The organism is uncultured Candidatus Pelagibacter sp., from assembly GCF_943788075.1.
Classification (GTDB): domain Bacteria; phylum Pseudomonadota; class Alphaproteobacteria; order Pelagibacterales; family Pelagibacteraceae; genus Pelagibacter.
The window spans coordinates 1-21,995 of sequence record NZ_CALSOW010000005.1 but is presented as its reverse complement, the minus strand read 5'-3'; the positions used below and the strand labels follow the sequence as shown (position 1 = coordinate 21,995).

Annotated in this window: 28 protein-coding genes and 1 tRNA gene; 17 read left to right on the top strand and 12 right to left on the bottom strand. The window is 27.1% G+C overall.

Translation table 11 applies throughout. The features are described from left to right. Nucleotides 1-10: 10 nt before the first annotated feature. The 9 genes from Q0X98_RS06070 to Q0X98_RS06030 all read right to left on the bottom strand — a co-directional run bounded on the left by Q0X98_RS06070 (nt 11) and on the right by Q0X98_RS06030 (nt 4,676). Nucleotides 11-88: a hypothetical protein gene (locus Q0X98_RS06070; protein ID WP_297682281.1), complete on the bottom strand. Its 78-nt coding sequence runs from the start codon at nt 86-88 to the stop codon at nt 11-13. A gap of 228 nt (nt 89-316) precedes the next feature. After that, nucleotides 317-631 (bottom strand): hypothetical protein, encoded by a 315-nt coding sequence (locus Q0X98_RS06065; RefSeq protein ID WP_297682078.1) that lies wholly within the window; start codon nt 629-631, stop codon nt 317-319. Beyond that, on the bottom strand, nt 612-788 hold the full coding sequence (locus tag Q0X98_RS06060; protein WP_297682077.1) for a hypothetical protein: 177 nt from the start codon (nt 786-788) through the stop codon (nt 612-614). The genes Q0X98_RS06065 and Q0X98_RS06060 overlap by 20 nt, the downstream gene beginning before the upstream one ends. Before the next feature lie 19 nt (nt 789-807). Continuing rightward, nucleotides 808-933 carry a hypothetical protein gene (locus tag Q0X98_RS06055; RefSeq protein WP_297682076.1) on the bottom strand — a complete coding sequence of 42 codons (126 nt, stop codon included), beginning with the start codon at nt 931-933 and terminating at the stop codon, nt 808-810. Further along, a complete protein-coding gene (locus Q0X98_RS06050; protein WP_297682075.1) occupies nt 914-1,189 on the bottom strand; it encodes a hypothetical protein in 276 nt (91 codons plus the stop codon). Before Q0X98_RS06050 ends, Q0X98_RS06055 begins: the two co-directional genes overlap by 20 nt. A 43-nt stretch (nt 1,190-1,232) precedes the next feature. Next, complete coding sequence (locus Q0X98_RS06045; protein ID WP_297682074.1) at nt 1,233-1,799, bottom strand: aminodeoxychorismate/anthranilate synthase component II; 567 nt, start codon at nt 1,797-1,799, stop codon at nt 1,233-1,235. Further along, nucleotides 1,799-3,259 (bottom strand): anthranilate synthase component I, encoded by a 1,461-nt coding sequence (trpE, locus tag Q0X98_RS06040; RefSeq protein WP_297682073.1) that lies wholly within the window; start codon nt 3,257-3,259, stop codon nt 1,799-1,801. Before trpE ends, Q0X98_RS06045 begins: the two co-directional genes overlap by 1 nt. Further along, the gene (locus Q0X98_RS06035) at nt 3,256-3,588 is read right to left on the bottom strand and encodes a hypothetical protein (RefSeq protein WP_297682072.1); all 333 of its coding nucleotides are present in this window, start codon (nt 3,586-3,588) and stop codon (nt 3,256-3,258) included. Before Q0X98_RS06035 ends, trpE begins: the two co-directional genes overlap by 4 nt. Continuing rightward, the gene (locus tag Q0X98_RS06030; RefSeq protein WP_297682071.1) at nt 3,546-4,676 is read right to left on the bottom strand and encodes a SurA N-terminal domain-containing protein; all 1,131 of its coding nucleotides are present in this window, start codon (nt 4,674-4,676) and stop codon (nt 3,546-3,548) included. The genes Q0X98_RS06035 and Q0X98_RS06030 overlap by 43 nt, the downstream gene beginning before the upstream one ends. 54 nt (nt 4,677-4,730) lie before the next feature. On the opposite strand from Q0X98_RS06030, the gene Q0X98_RS06025 reads away from it, so the two are divergent. Genes Q0X98_RS06025 through Q0X98_RS05990 form a run of 8 tightly spaced genes read left to right on the top strand, consistent with a single transcriptional unit; the run spans nt 4,731 to nt 11,191 of the window. Then, a complete protein-coding gene (locus tag Q0X98_RS06025) occupies nt 4,731-5,471 on the top strand; it encodes a triose-phosphate isomerase family protein (RefSeq protein ID WP_297682070.1) in 741 nt (246 codons plus the stop codon). Between the two features lie 6 nt (nt 5,472-5,477). Then, entirely contained in the window at nt 5,478-5,777 is a 300-nt protein-coding gene (gene secG, locus Q0X98_RS06020) for a preprotein translocase subunit SecG (protein WP_028037049.1), read from the top strand. 44 nt (nt 5,778-5,821) lie between these two features. Then, nucleotides 5,822-7,438 carry a CTP synthase gene (locus Q0X98_RS06015; RefSeq protein WP_297682069.1) on the top strand — a complete coding sequence of 539 codons (1,617 nt, stop codon included), beginning with the start codon at nt 5,822-5,824 and terminating at the stop codon, nt 7,436-7,438. After that, on the top strand, nt 7,435-8,259 hold the full coding sequence (gene kdsA / locus Q0X98_RS06010; protein ID WP_297682068.1) for a 3-deoxy-8-phosphooctulonate synthase: 825 nt from the start codon (nt 7,435-7,437) through the stop codon (nt 8,257-8,259). Before Q0X98_RS06015 ends, kdsA begins: the two co-directional genes overlap by 4 nt. Beyond that, nucleotides 8,259-9,515 carry a phosphopyruvate hydratase gene (gene eno / locus Q0X98_RS06005; protein ID WP_297682067.1) on the top strand — a complete coding sequence of 419 codons (1,257 nt, stop codon included), beginning with the start codon at nt 8,259-8,261 and terminating at the stop codon, nt 9,513-9,515. Before kdsA ends, eno begins: the two co-directional genes overlap by 1 nt. Beyond that, on the top strand, nt 9,515-9,817 hold the full coding sequence (locus tag Q0X98_RS06000) for a septum formation initiator family protein (RefSeq protein ID WP_297682066.1): 303 nt from the start codon (nt 9,515-9,517) through the stop codon (nt 9,815-9,817). Before eno ends, Q0X98_RS06000 begins: the two co-directional genes overlap by 1 nt. Next, entirely contained in the window at nt 9,807-10,727 is a 921-nt protein-coding gene (gene lipA, locus Q0X98_RS05995) for a lipoyl synthase (RefSeq protein WP_320415285.1), read from the top strand. Before Q0X98_RS06000 ends, lipA begins: the two co-directional genes overlap by 11 nt. After that, nucleotides 10,727-11,191, top strand: a complete 465-nt coding sequence (locus Q0X98_RS05990; RefSeq protein WP_297682064.1) for a type II toxin-antitoxin system RatA family toxin — start codon at nt 10,727-10,729, stop codon at nt 11,189-11,191. The genes lipA and Q0X98_RS05990 overlap by 1 nt, the downstream gene beginning before the upstream one ends. On the opposite strand, the gene Q0X98_RS05985 is transcribed toward Q0X98_RS05990, so the two are convergent. The 3 genes from Q0X98_RS05985 to ispF are packed head-to-tail and all read right to left on the bottom strand — an operon-like array spanning nt 11,183 to nt 13,238. Continuing rightward, nucleotides 11,183-11,647 (bottom strand): CinA family protein, encoded by a 465-nt coding sequence (locus tag Q0X98_RS05985; protein ID WP_297682063.1) that lies wholly within the window; start codon nt 11,645-11,647, stop codon nt 11,183-11,185. The genes Q0X98_RS05990 and Q0X98_RS05985 overlap by 9 nt on opposite strands. Further along, nucleotides 11,647-12,138 carry a phosphatidylglycerophosphatase A gene (locus Q0X98_RS05980; protein WP_297682062.1) on the bottom strand — a complete coding sequence of 164 codons (492 nt, stop codon included), beginning with the start codon at nt 12,136-12,138 and terminating at the stop codon, nt 11,647-11,649. The genes Q0X98_RS05985 and Q0X98_RS05980 overlap by 1 nt, the downstream gene beginning before the upstream one ends. Beyond that, nucleotides 12,135-13,238, bottom strand: coding sequence for a 2-C-methyl-D-erythritol 2,4-cyclodiphosphate synthase (gene ispF / locus Q0X98_RS05975; protein ID WP_297682061.1), 1,104 nt, complete (start codon nt 13,236-13,238; stop codon nt 12,135-12,137). The genes Q0X98_RS05980 and ispF overlap by 4 nt, the downstream gene beginning before the upstream one ends. Nucleotides 13,239-13,260: 22 nt before the next feature. Here ispF and Q0X98_RS05970 point away from each other — a divergent pair, with 22 nt between their 5' ends. The 9 genes from Q0X98_RS05970 to Q0X98_RS05930 all read left to right on the top strand — a co-directional run bounded on the left by Q0X98_RS05970 (nt 13,261) and on the right by Q0X98_RS05930 (nt 21,962). Then, entirely contained in the window at nt 13,261-15,045 is a 1,785-nt protein-coding gene (locus Q0X98_RS05970) for an ATP-binding protein (protein ID WP_297682060.1), read from the top strand. Next, nucleotides 15,042-16,397: a sigma-54 dependent transcriptional regulator gene (locus tag Q0X98_RS05965; RefSeq protein ID WP_297682059.1), complete on the top strand. Its 1,356-nt coding sequence runs from the start codon at nt 15,042-15,044 to the stop codon at nt 16,395-16,397. The genes Q0X98_RS05970 and Q0X98_RS05965 overlap by 4 nt, the downstream gene beginning before the upstream one ends. Nucleotide 16,398: 1 nt before the next feature. Continuing rightward, on the top strand, nt 16,399-17,790 hold the full coding sequence (gene trkA / locus Q0X98_RS05960) for a Trk system potassium transporter TrkA (RefSeq protein WP_297682058.1): 1,392 nt from the start codon (nt 16,399-16,401) through the stop codon (nt 17,788-17,790). Between the two features lie 105 nt (nt 17,791-17,895). Continuing rightward, nucleotides 17,896-19,203 (top strand): potassium transporter TrkG, encoded by a 1,308-nt coding sequence (locus Q0X98_RS05955; protein WP_297682057.1) that lies wholly within the window; start codon nt 17,896-17,898, stop codon nt 19,201-19,203. 33 nt (nt 19,204-19,236) lie between these two features. Then, nucleotides 19,237-19,313: transfer RNA gene (locus tag Q0X98_RS05950), tRNA-Arg, on the top strand. A gap of 168 nt (nt 19,314-19,481) precedes the next feature. Next, nucleotides 19,482-20,522, top strand: coding sequence for an amino acid ABC transporter substrate-binding protein (locus Q0X98_RS05945; protein WP_297682056.1), 1,041 nt, complete (start codon nt 19,482-19,484; stop codon nt 20,520-20,522). A 67-nt stretch (nt 20,523-20,589) separates the two neighbouring features. Then, nucleotides 20,590-21,048: an ABC transporter permease subunit gene (locus tag Q0X98_RS05940; protein WP_297682055.1), complete on the top strand. Its 459-nt coding sequence runs from the start codon at nt 20,590-20,592 to the stop codon at nt 21,046-21,048. 69 nt (nt 21,049-21,117) lie between these two features. Beyond that, on the top strand, nt 21,118-21,738 hold the full coding sequence (locus Q0X98_RS05935) for an ABC transporter permease subunit (RefSeq protein WP_297682054.1): 621 nt from the start codon (nt 21,118-21,120) through the stop codon (nt 21,736-21,738). Between the two features lie 2 nt (nt 21,739-21,740). Beyond that, the gene (locus Q0X98_RS05930) at nt 21,741-21,962 is read left to right on the top strand and encodes a hypothetical protein (RefSeq protein ID WP_297682053.1); all 222 of its coding nucleotides are present in this window, start codon (nt 21,741-21,743) and stop codon (nt 21,960-21,962) included. The last annotated feature ends 33 nt before the right edge of the window (nt 21,963-21,995 follow it).

The following is a 21,995-nucleotide window of genomic DNA, read 5'->3' as shown; positions in this document are numbered from 1 at the left end:
TTCTACAGGATCATAATCTATCTATAATTATACCTGCTGAAGGACTAGCTTTTTTAATTTCAGCAATTATTGAAATTTTATCTTGAATTATGTTATTTTGAATTTTTTCTTTAAAATCAATAAAAGTATTATTTTTATCAATATTTCATTTAAAGAATCTAAATTTATTGAATTTTTTAGAGCTATCAACTCTTTCAATTTTTTTTGATGATTATATTATTTAATATATTCTCAGACATTTTGTATTTTTTCTAAATGTGAGTAGGGTTTACCAGTAAAGATAAATTCTCTAGCATAATTATAGGCATCAGAAAATTCAATGTAATTTTTCACCAACAATTAAACCAGCTGCAGCATTTAAACAAACTGCTTTTGAAAAATCATTATCTTTACCTTTAAAAATTTCAATCATTTTATCAGCATTAAAATCAGCATCATCACCAACTAGATTATCAAATCTATCTGCATTTACATTAAGAGTTTTTGGATCAATTATAATTTCAGATATAATACCATCTTTTAATTGAATTACATTTGTTTGTGCGTAAGGAGAAATTTCGTCTAAACCATCTTCACTGTTTACAATCCATGCAAATTTAATATTCAGATTTTTAAGTCCTTCTGCAAACACTTTTAAGTAATTTTTTATCAAAAACTCCAACAACTTGTCTTTCAACTAAAGCAGGGTTGCTTAATGGACCAATCATATTAAAAATAGTTCTTTTACCAATTTTTTTTCTGACCGGACCAACAAATTTCATTGCACTATGATATATTGGGGCAAACATAAAACCAAAATTATTATTATTAGATTTCTTTTTCAATATCATTTGGCTCAAGATTTATTTTAATTTTAAGAGCCTCCAGAACGTCCCCAGAGCCACATTTTGAAGACACAGCTTTATTGCCGTGTTTAGCTACTTTTGTGCCCATACTTGCCAATAGTAAAGCTGAAGCAGTAGAGATATTTAAGAGTATTCATGCCATCACCACCTGTTCCACAAGTATCAATACAATCAGCAACATTTACTCTTTTTGATTTTTCTCTAAGAACATAAACTCCACCAGCAATTTCATCCGAAACTTCACCCTTTTCAGATAGTAGAGTTAGAAAATTATAAATTTCATCCTCATTAGCTTTGCCAGTCATTAATAATTCAAAAGCAGATTTACTTTCTTCAAAAGTCAAATCTTCTTTTTGTCTTAATTTTTCTAAAATTAGTTTCCATTAATTAATAATTCACAAAGTTCTTTAATATTTTAATTCCTAATTTAGTTTTAATACTTTCTGGATGGAATTGTACACCATGAATATTATATTTTTTATGCTGAACACCCATGATTAATCCGTCATCAGTTTCAGCAGTAATTTCTAGATTTTCAGATAATGATTTTTTATCAATAATTAGGCTATGATATCTTGTGGCTTCAAAGGTTTTGGGAAGGTTCTTTAAAATTCCAATATTTTTAGATCGAATTTTACTTGTTTTTCCATGCATTAATTTTTTTGCTTGAACAATTTTTGAACCAAAAACCTGACCAATAATTTGATGTCCTAAGCATACTCCAAGGAATGGAATATCTTTATATAAGGTTTTCAAAATATTCAAACAATTTCCTGATTGATTTGGATTTCCAGGTCCAGGTGAAATTACAATTTTATTATATTTTTTTTTTATAATTTCTTTTGAAGTAATTTTATCATTTCTAACAACATCTACATTAGTTTTTAATGATGATAAATAATGATAAAGGTTGAAAGTGAAACTATCGTAATTATCAATTAATAATATTTTCATTATCTCAATGCATTAATTAAGGCTTTTGCCTTGTTTACCGTTTCCTCATATTCTTTAATTGGTTTGCTATCTGCAACAATTCCAGCACCTGCTTGAACATAAAATTTTTTATTTTTTGCAACTGCTGTTCTTAATGCAATACAAGTATCAAATTCACCATTAGCTGAAAAATATCCAATACCACCTGCATATACTTTTCTCCTTGTTGCTTCTAATTCATCAATAATTTCCATAGCTCTTATTTTTGGAGCTCCTGATACTGTACCTGCTGGAAAACCTGACAATAATGATTTAAACTTAGAAAATTTTTTATTATATATTCCTATTACATTAGAAACTATATGCATAACATGAGAGTATTTTTCTATAATAAAACTTTCAGTAACTTTAACAGAATTAATTTTAGAAACTTTACCTGCATCATTTCTGCCTAAATCTAAAAGCATTAAATGTTCTGATAATTCTTTTTTATCTTTTAACAAATCTTTTTCGTAGAAAAGATCCTCTTTTCTTGTTTTTCCTCTAGGTCTTGTCCCAGCTATTGGTCTTACAGTAATTTTGTTGTCTCTTAATCTTACTAGTATTTCAGGGCTAGCCCCAATTATTTGAAAATCATTAAAATTGAAGAAAAACATAAAAGGAGAGGGGTTTGTGACCCTTAATTTTTTATAAATTTCTAAAGGTTTTTTTGTAAGTTTTGCTTCAAACCTTTGACTTAAGACCACTTGAAAGATGTCACCTAACTTAATATATTTTTTTGCTTTATTGACCATGTTTAGATATTTATTTTTTGTTGTATTAGATTTAACTTTAATTTCTTTAACAACATTTTTTTTTGATTTGTATAAATTTTTTAAAGTAGATTGAATTGTAAGTTTGAAAAGTTCAGATTTTATTTCATCGAACTTCTTTTGATAATTAGCAATTTTTTCATCATTAAAAATATTAATAATATAAAATATTTCTTTTTTTAAATTATCATGAATTACAAGAGTTCTAGGTCTAAGCAATCTAACGTCTGGTAAATTAAGATCATTTTTACAATTATTAGGGATTTTTTCTATATATCTAATAGAATCATATGAGAAATATCCTGAAATTAAAGAGCAAATCTTAGGTAATTTTTTGGGTGTTTCAAATTTAAACTCCTCAATTATCTTCTCTATTAATTTTTCAGGCTTATCTTTTAATTTAATTTTTTTTTTATTTTTAGTCAGATAAGAATTTTTGTTATTAAATTCCCAGATTTTGTCGGGATTTTTGCCAAAAATAGTATACCTACCTTTTATCTTACCCTTTTCAACAGATTCAAAAATAAAGCTATTTTTTTCAACTAAAAAATTATCAATTAAATTTATTACCTCGTCATCATTTTTGACTTTTTTAGAAGTGTAAATAATTTGATTTTTTTTGCTTCTATGTCGAAACTTAAAATCTTTGAAGTTTCGATTAATTATCATTTGAAATAATTTTTAACTCTATCAATAGTTTTTTGATTTAATTGAACTTGATATTTGGTGTTAAGTAACTGATCATAAGATTGGATAATAGATTTTCTAGTGTTAGTATTTTGATTTTTAATAAAACTTATGTAATTTTCATCAGTTTCATTAAATCTATTTCTTTTTGAACTAACTAATTTTACTAAATAAATTCTATTTTCTTTATCATTTACTAATGTGAATGAATTAATAGGTAAAGAATAGAGCATTTTAACCGAATTTGTTTCAAACTTATCATTGTCATTTATTGAACTAATAGATAAGTATTGTTTGTTAGATCTAGCCATTTCTTCGAACCTATTATCGTCAAATTTTTTATTTTGTATTTCTTCCAAGATACTTCTATTAAGATCAAACTTACTTTTTTGAAATATAAGATCTTGAATTTCTCTTTTGTATCTTGATCTGATAAATCTGGGAGCTCGATCATATTGTTAGTTATAGAATACAATAAATAGTTATCTCCATTTTCAATTAGATCAATTTCAGTAGATTTTTTTGAAAAAATTAGATCTTCGTTTATTTTTTTAGTTGAGCTTGGAGTAAATTCCTTAATCTTTATAATATCAGTTTTTATATTTTGAATAATAGAGTTAAAATCATCTCCATTTGAAATTTTATTTTCAATTTTATCTATTTCATTAAAGAAATCCTGATTGAATTCCTCTAAACCAATTAAGGTTTTAGGATTTAAAACAGCATATTTAAAATCAATATATTCTCTTTTTAATTGGTCTTTATTTTCATCTAGGAAGTTGTTTATTTCTAAATTTGTAAAGTTTTCTTTAATTTTATAAAAATTTTCCATTCCCACATACTCAAGATTTAAAGATTTATTTTCCTCTAGAAATTTATTTTTTGTAAGAAAATTAGGTGTAATTGTTCCTGCACCAATAAAATCAAATAGATGTTTTTGTAGCTCACGATTTTTTAATTGTAATTCGAACATTGGTGCTGACATATTATTTGATAGTAAAAATTTTTCATACTTTGTTCGTTGAAAAACTTTATTTTCATCTTGAAAATTTTTGTTTTCTTTAATTTTCTGTAAAACTGTTAAATCTGTAATTGAAAGATTGAAATCTTCTACCTCTAGATCAATTAATGTTGTTGAGATTAATCCAGATAGAAGTTCTTCAATTATATTATTGTCTAAATTTTCCCTGATAGCTTGTTGCGAAATTCCACTTTGGTTAACATAGTTCATGAAATCTTGAGTAGTTACATTAGTTTTATTAATTTTAGCGATATTGTTTTGATTGTTAGTGCTAAAACCACCCCCAAATCCACCAAAGCCAAACGCGATTATAATCACTATAATTAGAATTAAACCGCCTAATTTTTTTCCACCAAATTTTTTTAAAGTTTCTATCATTAGCTATAAATTTATTGATCTGTAAAAACAAATCTATAGATTAAAATTTCAATTATGACAAATAAATATATGTATTTTATAGCTAATTGGAAAATGTTTGGTGATTTAAGAACATTAAATTCACTTGATAGCGTTATAAAATTTTCAAAAAATAATAAAATTAGTAAGTTCAGAATTATTTATTGCCCACCTAGCACTCTTATACGCCCATTATCAAAAAGGTTAAAAAAAACAAATCTAGAAGTCGGAGCACAAAATTGTCATGAGAGTGAAAACTATGGAGCTTTCACAGGTCATGTAAATTCTAAAATGTTAAAAAATGTTGGAGCTAAATATGTTATATTGGGACATTCAGAAAATAGGCAATCTGGTGAGACAGACAAATTAATTAATCTAAAAATAAAGAGCGCAATTAAATCAAATTTAAAAGTCATTTTTTGTATTGGGGAAACACTGAGTGAAAAAAGAAAAAAACTAACTAACAAGGTTTTAGCAAAACAAATTAATAACGGATTAAGCTCTATTAAAGATACTTCAGATATCATTATAGCTTATGAACCCGTATGGTCTATTGGAACAGGCTTAATTCCAAAATCAAAAGATTTATTAAATTCAATTTCATATATTAAAAGTAAATTTCGTAGAAAAGTTCCAAAAGTTTTGTATGGTGGTTCAGTAAACAATAAAAATATTACTGAATTAAAAGATATCAACATTATTGATGGTTTTTTGATTGGTGGAGCCTCACAAAATTCAAAAAAATTTATTGATATAATTAAAAAAACCTTTAATTAACCCAACATGGAAAACATACTTCTTGTAATTAACATCATTTTAGCTCTGATTTTAGTATCTTTAATACTTTTGCAAAGATCTGAAGGAGGCGCTCTAGGCATAGGAGTTTCTCAGGAAAATTTCATGCTATCAAGATCTGCGGGTGGTTTTATGACTAAAGCTACAGCGATTGTTGCTACTCTTTTTATAATTTGTAGTTTAGCATTAACTATTATTTCCAGAGCTGAATTAACACCAACAAGTTCTGTTTTAGATACAATTGAAGAGAAAACAGAAGATACGCCTTCAATTCCAGAAAATAATTAATTAATAGTTTTCAATTCAATTTTTATTCGCTATAAGATAGTTCCATGGCGCGATACATTTTTGTCACCGGCGGTGTGGTTTCTTCATTAGGAAAAGGGCTCTCTTCAGCTTCACTTGCTTATTTATTACAATCCAGAGGTTATAAAGTTAGATTAAGAAAATTAGATCCATATCTTAACGTAGACCCTGGAACTATGAGTCCATTTCAACACGGAGAAGTTTATGTAACCGATGATGGTGCGGAAACTGATTTAGATTTAGGTCATTACGAGAGATTTTCTGGAGTATCATCAAAAAAATCAGACAATATCACAACTGGAAAAATTTACAGTGATGTTCTTAAAAAAGAGAGAAAAGGTGAATATTTAGGAAAAACAGTTCAAGTAATTCCTCACATCACAGATCGCATTAAACAGTTTATTAAAAACGACTCTTCAAAAGAGGATTTTGTAATTTGTGAAATTGGAGGAATTGTAGGAGATATAGAAAGTTTACCATTTGTCGAAGCAATTAGGCAGTTTGCAAATGATGTAGGTAAAAAAAATGCATTGTTTATTCATTTAACATTGGTTCCTTATTTAAAGGCTTCTGATGAAATCAAAACAAAACCAACTCAACATTCAGTTAAAGAATTAAGAAGTATTGGAATTCAGCCAGACATAATAATTTGTAGATCGGAAAGACCAATACCGCTTGAACATAGAAAGAAAATTTCTTTATTTTGTAATGTAGACATTAAGAATGTAATTGAAACAGTTGATGTCAGAACTATTTACGAAGCTCCCATGAGTTTTTTTAAAGAAAAGTTAGACATTCAAGTTTTAGATTATTTCAAACTAAAATCTAAGAAATCTGCAAACTTAAGTCCTTGGAAAAAAATAACTAAAATTATTCTTAACAACAAAAAGGAAGTAAATATTGCAATCATTGGTAAGTATGTTGAGCTTAAAGATGCTTATAAATCCTTAGATGAAGCATTAACTCATGGTGGCATTGATAATAAGATAAAAGTAAATCTAGTTAGAATAGATTCTGAAAAATTAAAAGTTTCTGAAATTAAGGTAAAGCTCAAAAATATTTCAGGAATATTGATCCCAGGTGGATTTGGAAAAAGAGGAACAGATGGAAAAATTGAGGCAATTAAATATGCTAGATTAAATAAAGTTCCTTTCTTAGGAATTTGTTATGGAATGCAAATGGCAATTATTGAATTTGCTCGAAATCAATTAAGTTTAAAAAATGCCACATCAAGTGAATTTGACAAAAAAGGATTACCAATTATTGGATTAATTAACGAATGGACCAGAGACGGAAAAATGATTAAGGGTACTGATAAAGATCTAGGTGGAACAATGAGATTGGGTTCATATGAGGCCAAGTTAAAAACCAATACATTAATAAGAAAGATATATAAATCTAAAACAATTCATGAGAGACATAGACACAGGTATGAAGTGAATATTGCTTTTAAAGAAAAATTTGAAAAAAAAGGTATGATTTTTTCAGGATTATCACCAGATAATAAATTACCAGAAATTATAGAGTTAAAAAATCACCCGTGGTTTATTGGGGTACAATTTCATCCAGAATTTAAATCTAGACCTTTAGCTCCTCATCCTTTATTCTCATCTTTTATCAAAGCAGCAAAAAATCATAAATGAATAGTAAAAAAGTTAATTGTGGAAAAATAGAAATTTCAAATAATAATAAAATTTGCATTATTGCTGGACCTTGTCAGCTTGAAACAGAACAACATGCAATGGATATGGCAGGTAAAATTCAAGAAATTACTAAAAAATTTGATCTTGGATTTATTTATAAAACTTCGTTTGATAAAGCTAATAGAACCAGTCTAAAAGGTGTAAGAGGGGCAGGTTTAGAAGCTTCCCTTCCAGTATTTGATAAAATTAAAAAAGAACTAAACGTTCCAATTTTAACAGACATTCATAACGCAGAACAATGTTCATTATTAAAAGATCATGTTGATATTTTACAGATACCAGCATTTTTATGCAGACAAACAGATCTTTTAATTGCTGCTGCAAAAACGAATAAGATTATAAATGTTAAAAAGGGACAGTTCTTAGCTCCATGGGACATGGTTAATGTTACTAAAAAAATATCAGACTCTGGAAATGAAAATATTTTAGTTACAGAAAGAGGGGCTAGTTTTGGGTACAATACTTTAGTATCAGATATGAGATCACTACCCATCATGGCTAAGAATGGTTATCCAGTAATTTTTGATGCAACACATTCAGTACAACAACCTGGCGGACAAGGCGAGTCTTCTGGCGGACAAAGAGAGTTTGTTGAATATTTAGCAAGAGCTGCTGTTGCTGTCGGTGTTGCAGGAGTATTCATTGAAACTCATCAGGACCCTGATCACGCACCATCTGATGGACCAAATATGGTTCCATTGGATAAATTAGAAAATTTACTTAAACAACTAACTGATATTGATAACTTAATTAAAAAGTAGTGAGCAAAATCTTAAAAGTAAAAGCACGTCAAGTCTTTGATAGCAGGGGAAATCCAACAGTTGAAGCTGAAGTTTATGTAAAAAATAATAGTGCTTCGGCCATCTGTCCATCTGGAGCATCTACTGGAACCTACGAAGCTTATGAAAAAAGAGATAAAAATAATAAAAGATATTTAGGAAAAAGTGTTTTTGGTGCAGTAAATTTAGTTAATACAAAAATTTCAAAAAATTTAAAAGGTCAAAATATTCATAACCAAGTACGAATTGATACTCTTTTAATAAACCTTGATGGCACAAGACAAAAAACAAACCTCGGAGCAAATGCAATGTTAGCTGTTTCTATGGCTGTTAAAAAACTTTCAGCCAAAGTTAAGAAGTTACCTTTATATAAAACATTTTCAGTAAAGAAAAATTTTCAACTACCATATCCTTTAATGAATATAATTAATGGTGGGGCACATGCTAACAATGGCCTTAGAATCCAAGAATTTATGATCAGACCAGATCGAGCAAAAACTTTCTCAGAAGCGACGAGAGTTTGTTTTTTAGTTATTAAAAGCCTAAGTAAGTTGATTAAAGATAAGGGTTTATCAACATCTGTTGGTGATGAAGGAGGCTTTGCTCCAATGATCAGTAGCAACAATCAGGCCCTAGATTTAATTGTTTCTGCAATTAAAAAAGCAGGTTTTAAAAATGGAGAAGATGTTTCCATATGTCTTGATGTTGCGGCCAATGAGTTATTTAAAGAGACTAAATATTCCATACATTCCAAAAGTTATATCTCTGTAGAAAAATCTATTAAAGAATATCAAAAAATTATTAACAAATACAAGATCAAATCAATAGAAGATCCTTTTGCAGAAAATGATTGGATTGCTTGGAATAAATTAATGAAATCAGTCAACAATGTTCAAATTGTTGGAGACGACTTATATGTGACTAATCTTGAAAGACTGAAAAAAGGTTTTTTGAATATTTCATCCAATTCAATTTTGATTAAACTCAATCAAATTGGTACAGTTTCTGAGACTTTAGATGTTATTAAATTTGCCCAAACCATAGGTTATAAAACAATCATATCTCATCGATCTGGAGAGAGTGAAGATACATTTATTGCAGACTTAGCTGTTGGGACAAATTCTAATCAAATAAAAACTGGATCATTAGCAAGATCTGAGAGAGTTGCTAAATACAATCAATTAATTCGTATTGAAGAAGAGCTTGGAAAAAAAGCGAGGATGAATAAAATCGATTAATGTTAAGATTAATAAAAAGAAATTATTTTTTATTAATATCAATATTTTTGATTTTATACTTTAGTTTTAATCTTGTATCTGGTGAAAGAGGGCTATTTTCCTACATTGAAAAAAAAGAACTTATGTCTAACTTGAAAAAAGAAGAAAAATCTTTAACTAGTAAAATAACAGATATGGACCATAAGAACTCATTATTAAGCACAAATTTGGATCTTGATTATGTGGAAACTCTAATTAGAGAAAGGTTTTTATTTGGTAAAGAAGGTGAGACAATCTATATAATTAAAAATGATGAAAACTAGACATCCAGAAAAAGAAAATAAACCAATCAACCCAATTAAGAAAAAACCAGACTGGATAAGGTCAAAACTTTCAAACAGTAAAGAGTTTTTCTTAACAAAAACAATAGTTAATAATAATAACCTAGTAACCGTTTGTCAGGAAGCTAACTGCCCTAATATTACTGAGTGTTGGAGTAAGAGACATGCAACATTTATGATAATGGGTGATACGTGCACAAGAGCATGTGCTTTTTGTGATGTTAAAACTGGTTTGCCTGGAAAATTAGATCAATTAGAGCCAGTTAAAATTGCTCAAGCTGTAAAAAAATTAAATTTGAAACATGTTGTTATCACATCTGTAGATAGAGATGATTTAGAAGATGGAGGATCAGAACATTTTTATGAAACAATAAATCAAACAAGAAAACAAAATCCAAATACTACAATCGAAGTCCTTACTCCAGATTTTTTAAGAAAAGGAGATGCTTATAAAAGAGTATTAGATGCAAATCCTGATGTGTTTAATCATAATATTGAAACAGTGCCAAGTTTGTATTTAAAAGTTAGACCTGGCTCAAGATATTTTTCTTCATTAGAACTTTTAAAAAATGCTAAAAAAGTTAACAAGAATGTTTTCACTAAATCTGGAATTATGGTTGGATTAGGTGAAAGTAGAGATGAAATTTTGCAAGTAATGGATGATTTAAAAGCTGCAGATGTTGATTTCTTAACTATTGGACAATATTTGCAACCTTCAACAAAACATTATCCTCTTGATAGATATTATACTCCTAAAGAATTTGATGATTTAGCAACTATTGCTAAGGCAAAAGGATTTTTATTAGTTTCTTCATCTCCCTTAACAAGATCTTCCTACCACGCTGATGAAGATTTTGCTAAACTTCAACAAAACAGATTAAATCAACATTAATGCCTAAAGCATCAGTTAAGAGATTAATTGAATGTAAAAAAGATCAACTTGTTGATTTAGTTCTTGATATTGAAAAATATCCAGAGTTTGTTCCTTTTTGTTTGGACTCACATGTTTATGAAAGAAATACAGAGGGTAATCAAACTTTAATCATTGCCGACCTTACCATTGGCAAAGGACCATTTAAAGATACCTATAAAAGTGATGTAAAATTTGACAAAGAAAATAGTACTATAAATGTAACCAATATAGGAGGTCCATTAAATCATTTAGAAAATAATTGGAATTTTAATGAAACAAAAGGTGGTACCGAAATTTTTTTTGATATTGATTTTGAAATTGAGAATAAATTCTTAAATATTTTGATGTCAAAGTCTTTTGAATTTGGTTTGAATAAGATAGCAGATGCTTTTCAAAAAAGAGCAGAAGATCTTTATAGACCTATAGAGGATCCATTAAATTAATTTTAAAATAATATTAATTACTTTTTTGACGGTAGCTCTTTGTATCTGAATCCGTTTTTTTGATTGAAATTTATTTTCTTCAACAAACATTGTTTTATCTTTTTTAAAACCAATATAAACAAGACCAATAGGCTTATTTTTTGTAGAACCACCGGGGCCAGCAATTCCAGTAATAGAAACATTTATTTTACTTTTTGAAATTTTAGATAAATTTTCAACCATTGCCTTACAACATTCATAACTAACCGCCCCATATTTATTTATAATTTTCTTATTTACTCTAAGAATCTTAATTTTAGCTTGATTGGAGTAAGTAGTTAGTCCCATTTGAAAATATTTTGATGAGTTAGCTAATTTAGTTAAATTATGAGCCAGCAATCCACCAGTACAAGACTCAGCAATCGATATAGTTAATTTTTTTTTAATTAATTTTTTATGAAGTAATTGAATACTCATTAGAATTTAAGACTTATTAGGTAGATTAATATCATTGAATATAATCCAGCCATTATATCGTCCATGATTATTCCAAAATAGTTTTTAAAATTTTTATCAAAATAGCTAACAGGAAATGGCTTTACAATATCAAAAAACCTAAACAATATGAATGACAATACATAATATATTTCGATTTGCATATTTAGTTGATTAGTTTGGTTTAAATATAGCAACAATATTAAAGGCATAGCTTGACCTAAAACTTCATCAATAACTATTTGTCTTGGGTCTTTATTCTTAAACTCACTTTCTGCATCTTTAACTGCATAAAATGAATAGAAAAATAAAAGAGTAAAAAAAATTATTGAAAATTTAAGATCAGTATACTCAAGGTATTCATATGCGATATAAATAAATATGGTAGTAACTAATGATGTAACAGTCCCCGGTATTTTAGTTAAATAACCATAACCAAAGAAAGTTGATATCAGTACATTTATTTTCTTCATTGTGATATTGAGCAAATAACTTCACAAGCTATTGCTTTTTCCTTTCCAATTAATCCTAATTTTTCAACTGTTTTACCTTTTAAATTAATTAAATCTTTATCTAAATTTAATAAATCAGATAAAGAATTTATTATTTTATTTCTATATTTGGAAACTTTAGGTTGTTCACATATCAAATTAATATCTAAATTATTAATGTAGAAATTGCTTCTATTTAAAATATCAACAATGGGTTTGAGCATTTTTGGAGATCTTATATTTTTAAATTTATTTCTATTATCTGGAAAAAAAGTTCCTATATCTTTTTTTCTCATTGCACCTAATAATGAGTCAATTACTGAATGTAAAATTACATCTCCATCTGAGTGACCTTTTAAACCTGAATGAAAAGGGATTTTAATACCGCCTAAATAAAGTTTTTTATCTTTAACTAATCTATGAATATCAAATCCAATTCCAAAAAAAGTTTTAATATTGTTGATATCTTCTTTAAAGGTAATCTTATCATTTAAAATTTCACCATTTATAAATTTTATTTTAAAATTGTTGTTAATAAATAAAGTTGCTTCATCTTGAATTATTTTTTTTTGTTTTATGGATAAATTATAAATATCTTTAAACTTAAATGCCTGTGGTGTTTGTGTTAAATAAGAATTTTTTTTATCAAGATTAAATAATTGATTCTTAACTTTATATTTAATCGAATCTTTTGATGAAATTACAGGTATAGATGCTTTATTTGTTTGAAGTGATTTAATTAATCTTTTTAAAAGTTTAATTGTGAAATTTGGTCGGGCCGCATCATGAATTAAAACATTACTTGGTTTAAATTTTTTAATATATTTTAAAGCAATCAATGAAGAATCTGATCTTTCTTTACCACCCTTAATAATAACAACATCTTTGGAATATTTTTTTTTGATTTGTTTTTTTTCATTAACAACTAAAATTATTTTCTTAAAAAGTTTTGAGTTCATTGCTTTATCTAAAGAATGTTCAAAAAGAGCTTTATTTTTATAGGTAATAAATTGTTTTAATTGGTTTGAATTAAATCTTTTGCTTTGTCCGGAGGCAAGTATTATAAAATAATTATTCATCATTTAAGGTAATTATTATTTAAGAATGCACGATTTTATTAGAAAAAACATATATTTAATTCTCCTATTTATTATCACATTATCTATAGGTTTTTTAACTTTTTTAACTTTTATTGATAAAAGCCCCGTAGAACTTTCAAGTCAGAATTTACAGTATTTATTAGTTCTAAATATTGTTTTACTCGCATTTCTTTTTATTTTTATTTTTTTAGAAATTAAAAAAACTATCAAAAATGATATTGATGCGGATGGGATTAATTCAAATAAAAAATACATCACATACTTTGCGTTATTTACTTTTATACCTTCTTTACTAATATCAATTTTTTCTTTATTTCTTTTTTCATTTGCTCTTGAGAAATATTTTGACAAAAAAGTTACAACAGTTGTAAATAACTCTTATGAATTAGCTAGAGATTATGTTGATGAAGTTAGAAATAAAATTCAATCAGAAATAGTTCTTATTGCTTTTGATGTAAATAAAAGTAAAAAATTTTTAAATGATAATGAAAAAGAATATGAAAGGTTTTTACAAACTCAAAAATTAATAAGAGGTGTTGATGAAATCCATATAATTGATTTAAAAAAAAAACCATTATTCTCAACATTAGAGAATGATGATTTATATATACCTCCAGTTGATGAAGCTTTAAATCTTGTATTGGATGATGATCGTCCTTTAAAAATTATTAATGCTCTAGAAAATAGATCGGCTGCTATTATGCGCCTTCAGAATTTTAACGATAGATTTATTTATGTAGTTAAATATCTTGATAAAGATATTTCAAAATATTTAACTGAAACAGAAGAGGCTATAAATTTTTATTATACGGTTGAAGAAAAAAGCACAGGTATAAAAATTTCATTTGCAATAATTTATATTATTATTGTTTCACTTTTATTATTTATATCTATTTCAATAGCTATTAGATTTTCATCTAGATTCTTTAGATCAATTAATAATTTGATTTTAGCCTCCACTTCAATTGGACAAGGAAATTTGGACATTAAAGTCCCTGAAGTTAAAACTGATAAAGATTTAGAGATATTAAATAAAAATTTTAATCAAATGATTGTTCGATTGAAAGATCAACAAGAAAAATTAGTTTTAAATGAACGACATGAAGCTTGGGGTAGTCTAGCAAGAAAACTTGCTCATGAAATTAAAAACCCACTAACACCAATTCAATTAACCATTGACAGATTAAAAAATAAATACTCAAACGAATTAGATAAAAAAAATAAGGAAAATTTTAATGAAAATTTAAAGATTATTAATAACCAAATTAAACAAATAGAAAAATTAGTTAATGAATTTTCTGATTTTGCAAGAATGCCAAAACCAATTTTTCAAAAAAATGATCTAATTATATTAATAAATGATAATATTAAATTGTTACAAGAATTAGACCTGACCATTAAAATTGATTTTACGCATAATAATCAGCAATTATTTTTTGATGGTGATAAAGAACAATTAAGTAGAGTTTTTCTTAATTTAATTAAAAATTCAATTGAAAGTATCCAGCAAAAAGCTGAAAAAGTAAGTGATTTTAACAAAAATATTACTATTGAACTTAACAATTTTGATAGTCATATAAGTCTTGTCATTAATGATACTGGTATAGGATTCAAAAATTTGAACAATAATATTAAAGAAATTTTAAATCCATACTTTACAACAAAAAAAAAGGGGACCGGATTAGGTCTATCAATAGTTAATAAAATAATTAATGATCACAATGGGAATATTGAATTTATATCAAAAACTGACGGAGCAATAATAAAGATTATATTTACAAAACAATGAGCGCTGAAATTTTAATAGTTGATGATAATGCTGATATAAGAAATATCATTAATGAATTAATTATAGATGCTGGTTACAAAACAAGAATTGCTGCCAATTTTAATCAAGCTTTAGCTGAAATAGACAAAAAACTTCCTGATGTTGCTATATTAGATGTTAAATTAGATAAAGGAGATAACGATGGAATTGAACTTTTATCACATATTAAAACTAAGAATAAGGATGTTCCCGTTATAATAATTTCAGGTCACGCAAATATTGAAATGGCTATAAAATCTTTGCATCATGGTGCTTTTGAATTTATAGAAAAACCATTTGATCAAGAAAGATTGTTAAATTTTGTAAGTCGTGCTGTTGAAAACTATAACCTCAAAAAACAAAATAGAGAATATGAAAGTAAATTATTTTCTTCTTACGATCTAATTGGCAACAGTAAAAACACAACTAATATAGTTGATCAAATAAAAAAGATTTCGTTAACAGAAAGTAGAGTTTTTATATGTGGCCCCTCTGGATCTGGAAAAGAACTGGTAGCAAGAAAAATACACAAAAACTCTATAAGAAATAAGAATCAATTTGTTGTTTTAAATGGTGCTTTATTAGATTCAAATAAATATGAACTTGAATTATTTGGCGAAGAAAAAGAAAATGGATCGATATCATACGGAGCTCTTGAAAAATCCAACAAGGGAACTTTACTAATTGATCAAATTTCAGAGATACCACTTGATATTCAATCAAAAATCTTACGAGTGTTAATTGATCAAAAATTTAAAAGAGTTAATGGGAATAATGATGTCAGTGTTGATGTAAGATTAATTTGTTCATCAAGCAAAGATTTAAAAAAAGAAATTCAATTAGGAAACTTTAGAGAAGATCTGTTTCATAGAATAAATGTGTTTGAAATAAATATTGAACCTTTAAGTCAAAGAATTTCAGATATTCCGTTATTAATTAAATATTTTTCCAAAAAAATATCAGCAAACTACAATATTAAAGAGTTAGAAATTGATGAGAACAATAGTTATATTTTAAATCACAATTGGAAAGGTAATGTTAGAGAATTAAGAAACTTAATTGAAAGAATTGCAATATTGCAACCTGATACCAAAGACAAAATCTCAAATATTATTAAGGAGTCATTAAAAATTGATAATTTTGACAATCAGATTGCAGAAAATAGCCTTTCTGTACCATTAAAAGAAGCTAGAGAAAAGTTTGAAAAAGAGTATTTAACTATCCAACTTAAAAAATTTAATGGCAATATTTCAAAAACAGCAAATTTTGTTGGTATGGAAAGAACAGCTTTACATAGAAAACTAAAAATCTTGGGAATAAAAGAATTTAATTAAAATGAATATAATTATTTGTGGTGCTGGCAGAGTAGGTTTTACTATAGCCAAACAACTTAGTGAACAGGGTCATTCAATTACTGTTATTGATCAATCTAGTGAAGATATTCAAAAAATTGATGAATCATTAGATGTAAAAGCTATAGTCGGTAAAGCCACTTATCCATCAATATTAGAAAAAGCCAACGCATCAGAAACAGATATGATTATAGCTGTTACACGTAACGATGAAATTAATATGGTTATTTGTCAAATAGCTTTTTCTATTTTTAATATTCCAAAAAAAATTGCTAGAATTAGATCTCAAGATTATTTAAATCCAAAATTTACTACTGTTTACAATAAAGAAAATTTACCAATCGATGTAATTATTTCACCTGAGTTAGAAATAGCAAAATCTATTCAAAGAAAATTAGAAGCACCTGGAGCTTTAGATAGTGTCCCTTTTGCTGACAATAAAATTAGATTATTAGAAATCTTGATTAATGATAATTGTAATCTAATTAATATTAAACTGAATGAATTAACAAAAAAACATCCTAATCTTGATGCAAATATTATTGGTGTCATAAGAGGAGATAAATTTTTAATCCCTAAAAAAAATGATGATATTCAAAAAGATGATAAGATTTATGTAATTATAAATTCTTCTCAAATGTCCCAAACACTAGAAGCATTTGGTCATACTGAAAAAGTATCAAAAAAAATACTAATTGTTGGTGGGGGCAATATCGGCTTTAATCTTGCAAAGAACCTTGAGGAGAGCTTAGATGCTGTAAGAGTTAAAATTATCGAAAAAGATAAAGATCGGTCTGAATTTTTAGCAAATGAATTAAATAACACTATTGTAATTAATGGTGACGCACTTGATGAAGAGGTGTTGGTTGAGGCAAATTTAGAAGAAGCAGAAACGGTGTTAGCTCTTACAAATGATGATGAAGATAATTTAATGGTAAGTGTTCTTGTTGAAAAGTTTGCAAAAGATGACAAAAAAATTAATGATAAAAGAACAATGGCTTTGATTAACAAGCCAAATTATTCATTATTACAGAACTCTCTAAAAATAGATGATTTGATTGATCCAAGAATGAACACAGTTTCAAGTATTCTTAAACATATTCACAAAGGAACAATAGAAACAGCTTATACAATTTTAAATGGAGAGTATGAGGTTATTGAAGCTGAAATTATTGAGACCTCAGAATTAATTAATAAAGAATTAAAAAATTCAAATTTACCATCGGAAATAAGAATAGGCGCAGTTTTACGAGATGATAAAGTAGTGATACCTAGATCAAACTTTGTATTTCAAAAAGATGATAGAGTTGTTTTTTTAGCAAAAAAAGACTCCATTTCAGTAGTAGAAAACATATTTAGAATAAGCTCTATATAAATTCAAATGTCTCTTTTCAGAGTAAAATATCTTAGTTTTTTTTTTATATTAATATCGATCTTTTCATTTTTTAATATCATCTACTCTTACTATTTTAATCTATATTTGAATCTCAACACATACTATTTTAGTTTATTTTCATCACTAGCCATTGGTCTGCTTTTCTACAAGATAAAAGAGATAACTAAAAAACCATCTATTTTTGAAAAAATTTTAACTGTTTTTTTAGGCTATATTTTACTCCCGTTAATACTATCATTACCTTTTTACTTTAGTATTTATAATTTAACTTTTTTAAACTCTATTTTTGAGTCTGTTTCAGGTTTTACCTCAACTGGATTTACAATTTTTGACAATATAAAACATATTGATCAAGGGTTAATCTTATGGAGATCCTCTATTCAATGGATAGGTGGTTTATATTTTTTATTTTCAATTATTTTTTTAATAGATATTTATGATGATAGTTTAAAAAAATCACTAACAAATTTTTTATCATTTAATAGTTCTGAAATATTAAAACAAACAGTTAAAATATTTATATTATATTCTGCGATAACATTATCAATTTTTTTTATATTAAATATTTTCGACATTAGATCTTTTAACTCCTTAAATTTATCAATGACAATAATTTCATCAGGTGGTTTTTTACCAACTAATGACCTTTCATTAATTCTTACTAATCAATCACAAATAGTAATTTTTTCATTATTAATGTTAGTTTCTTTTTTTAGTATTTTTTTTATTTATAATTTGATTTTAATAAGAGATAAGAATCTTAATTTTTTCTACGAAGATATTCATTTATTTTTGTATTTTTTATTTATTGTCACAATTTTTTTTACTTTTTTTAGTTTTGATAATAATTTTACTTACATCTTTTTGTCTTTAGTCAGCAGTATATCTAATATTGGTATCTCTTTAGAATTTGATCAATCAAGGTTAAGTTTCATTTATCTAATTTTAGTAATAATAGGAGGATCTTTTTTTTCTACAAGTTCTGGTATAAGATTTTTAAAAATATATTCTTTAACTAAATATTCATTTAATCAAATTCTATCTTTTAGCAAACCAAAGAATGTTTTTATGAATAAGTTAATATTTTCTAAAATTAATTTCGATTTCAAAGAGATAAATAAATATTTTTTAACAATTTTGATTTTCATAATTTCGTTATTTATTTTAACTTCTTTATTAAGCTTGAGTGGTATTAGCTTTGAAAGCTCATTTAAATTAGCTATTTTAACTTTAATGAACACTGTTAATTCCTCAGCTTATGGGATGAGTGAATTCAATTTTAACGATTTACATTTTTTAACTAAATTTTTTATGATTTTTTTTATGATTATTGGAAGAGTAGAGCTTTTATCTTTACTTTTAATAGCTAAAAAATTTCTTTTTAAATATTAATTAAATACTATATATGTACATGTATTAATTTTTGCGCCCTTAGCTCAGCTGGATAGAGCATCGGTTTTCTAAACCGAGGGTCGCACGTTCGAGTCGTGCAGGGCGCACCATCATCAATATATATTCTGATATTTTTTTTCTACACTACATATAGTTAGAATGGTTCTAATATTAAGAATTTTCCTTTGATCAACTTTATATAATGATAGAAAGTTGGTCTGATTCAAATTTAATTTGAATTATTTGTTAACAAATAAAAATAACTAAAAGGAAGAATAATGTTTAAATACTTAAAACAATTAACTTCTTTAGTGGCAATGGTTGCTGTGTTGTTTACTTTTACAACAGAAACTTTCGCTGCTAAAAAATCTAAGACACTTAAAAACACTCAGAAGAAGGGTTTTGTAAGATGTGGAGTATCTCAAGGTTTACCAGGATTTTCTAATGCAGACGCTGCAGGAAATTGGACTGGTGTTGACGTTGATGTATGTAGAGCGGTAGCTGCTGCAGTACTAGGTGATGCAAACAAAGTTAAGTTTACACCATTAAGTGCTAAAGAAAGATTTACAGCTTTAACTTCTGGTGAGATTGATATCTTATCAAGAAACACAACTTGGACTCTTTCTAGAGATGCTGACATTGGACTTACTTTCGTTGGAGTAAACTTCTACGATGGTCAAGGTTTCATGGTTAGAAAAGACTCTGGAATTACTTCAACAAGCCAATTCAAAAATGGAATCTCAGCTTGTACTAACATTGGTACAACAACTGAGTTAAACATGAGAGACTTCTTTAACTCTAAAGGAATTTCTTATACTCCAGTTGCTTTTGAAAAAGCTGATGAAGTTGTAGCTGCTTATGATGCTGGTAGATGTGATACTTACACTACTGACAAATCAGGTCTTGCTGCACAAAGAACTAAAATGACTAACCCTGATGATCACATCGTGTTACCTGAAACTATTTCAAAAGAGCCATTAGGCCCTGTTGTTAGACAAGGTGATGCAGTATGGGAAGATATCGTAAGATGGTCTTTAAATACTATGATCGAAGCTGAGGAGTACGGTGTTACTTCTGCTAATGCTGACATGATGAAAACTTCAGAAAACCCACAAATCAAAAGATTAGTTGGTGCTGAAGGTGAAATGGGTGCTGCATTCGGTTTAGATAACGAGTGGAACTTAAGAATTATCAAACAAGTTGGAAACTATGGTGAAAGTTATAAGAGAAATATAGCTGACACTGGTATCTTACCAGACAGAGGTCCAAATGAATTATGGACTAAAGGTGGTATTTTATACGTTCCACCATCAAGATAATTTAAAGTTATAAATTAATTAAAAAGGGCTAGATTTATCTAGCCCTTTTTTTATAGTATCAAATCAAATGAAATTTAAAAAAATCTTACCTCAATTTTTAACTCTATTATTTATAGTTTTAATATTTGGTTTCTTTACAATGAATGCACAAGAGAACATGGATACCCGTGGTATTCAGTTTGGTTTTGGTTTTTTATCAAAAGAAGCTTCATTTGATATTCAATTTTCACTAATCGATTATGATGGCTCCATGTCATATGGTCGAGCTTATTTAGTAGGATTGTTAAATACTTTATTAGTATCTTTTATTGGGATTATTTTATGCACAATTTTGGGTATAATTGTTGGTGTTGCAAGACTATCACCTAACTATTTAATAAATAAAACTGCTAGCTTTTATGTAGAGTTTTTTAGAAATGTACCTTTATTATTACAGATATTTTTTTGGTATTTTGCTGCACTTAAGAGCATTACCTATGCCAGAAGATGCTCCATTGATTTTTGGATCATCATATATGACCATTAAAGGACTTTATACCGTTGCACCAGTTTGGAATAACTTTGACGTATTTTTTAGTAGCACTTAATTATTGCAATGATAATTATTTTCTTTTTCAATAAATTTGCAAAAAGAAAACAAGAAGAAGAAGGAAAACAGTATCCTAAATTTTTAATATCTTTAGGTATATTTATAATTATACCAGCGCTAACATTTATTGTTGGAGGTGTTGATTTATCATGGAGTTTTCCTGAACTAAAACAATTAGCCAAAACTTCTTTTACTTTTGAAGGGGGGCTTGGAATACCACCAGAATTAATAGCATTAACTTTAGCTCTTACATTATATACAGCAACTTTTATTGCTGAAAATGTTAGAGCAGGTATACAAGGGGTTGGTAAAGGTCAAAAAGAGGCAGCAGCATCAATTGGTTTAACACCAAACCAAGTTTTAAAGCTAGTTATAATGCCTCAAGCTTTAAGAATTATTATCCCACCAACAACAAACCAATATTTAAACCTAACTAAAAACTCTTCTCTAGCAGCTGCTATCGCTTATCCAGATTTAGTTTTAGTATTTGCTGGAACTGCGATGATGCAAACAGGTAGAGCTATAGAGATTGTTGGTATTACGATGGCTACTTATTTAACAATTAGTTTAGCTATTTCAATGTTTATGAATTGGTACAACAAGAGAATTGCAATCCAGGAAAAATAATAATGACTAATGTAAATTTTTTAAAACCAAATAAAGAAAATCTAAATTTATTTTTAGTTTTAGGTTCAACTTTTTTTGTATTAGGATTACTTGATTTCTGTTTAAATAATTTTTACGAAACAAATATCACAGGTTTTTTACCAGGTTTTATTAAGTTTCTTTACTCCTCTAATTTTTGGAATGATTGGTCTTCATTTAATAAGAATAGAGTTTTCTGGAATTAAAATTTTAGATGAACTGAATAAGAACATAAATAC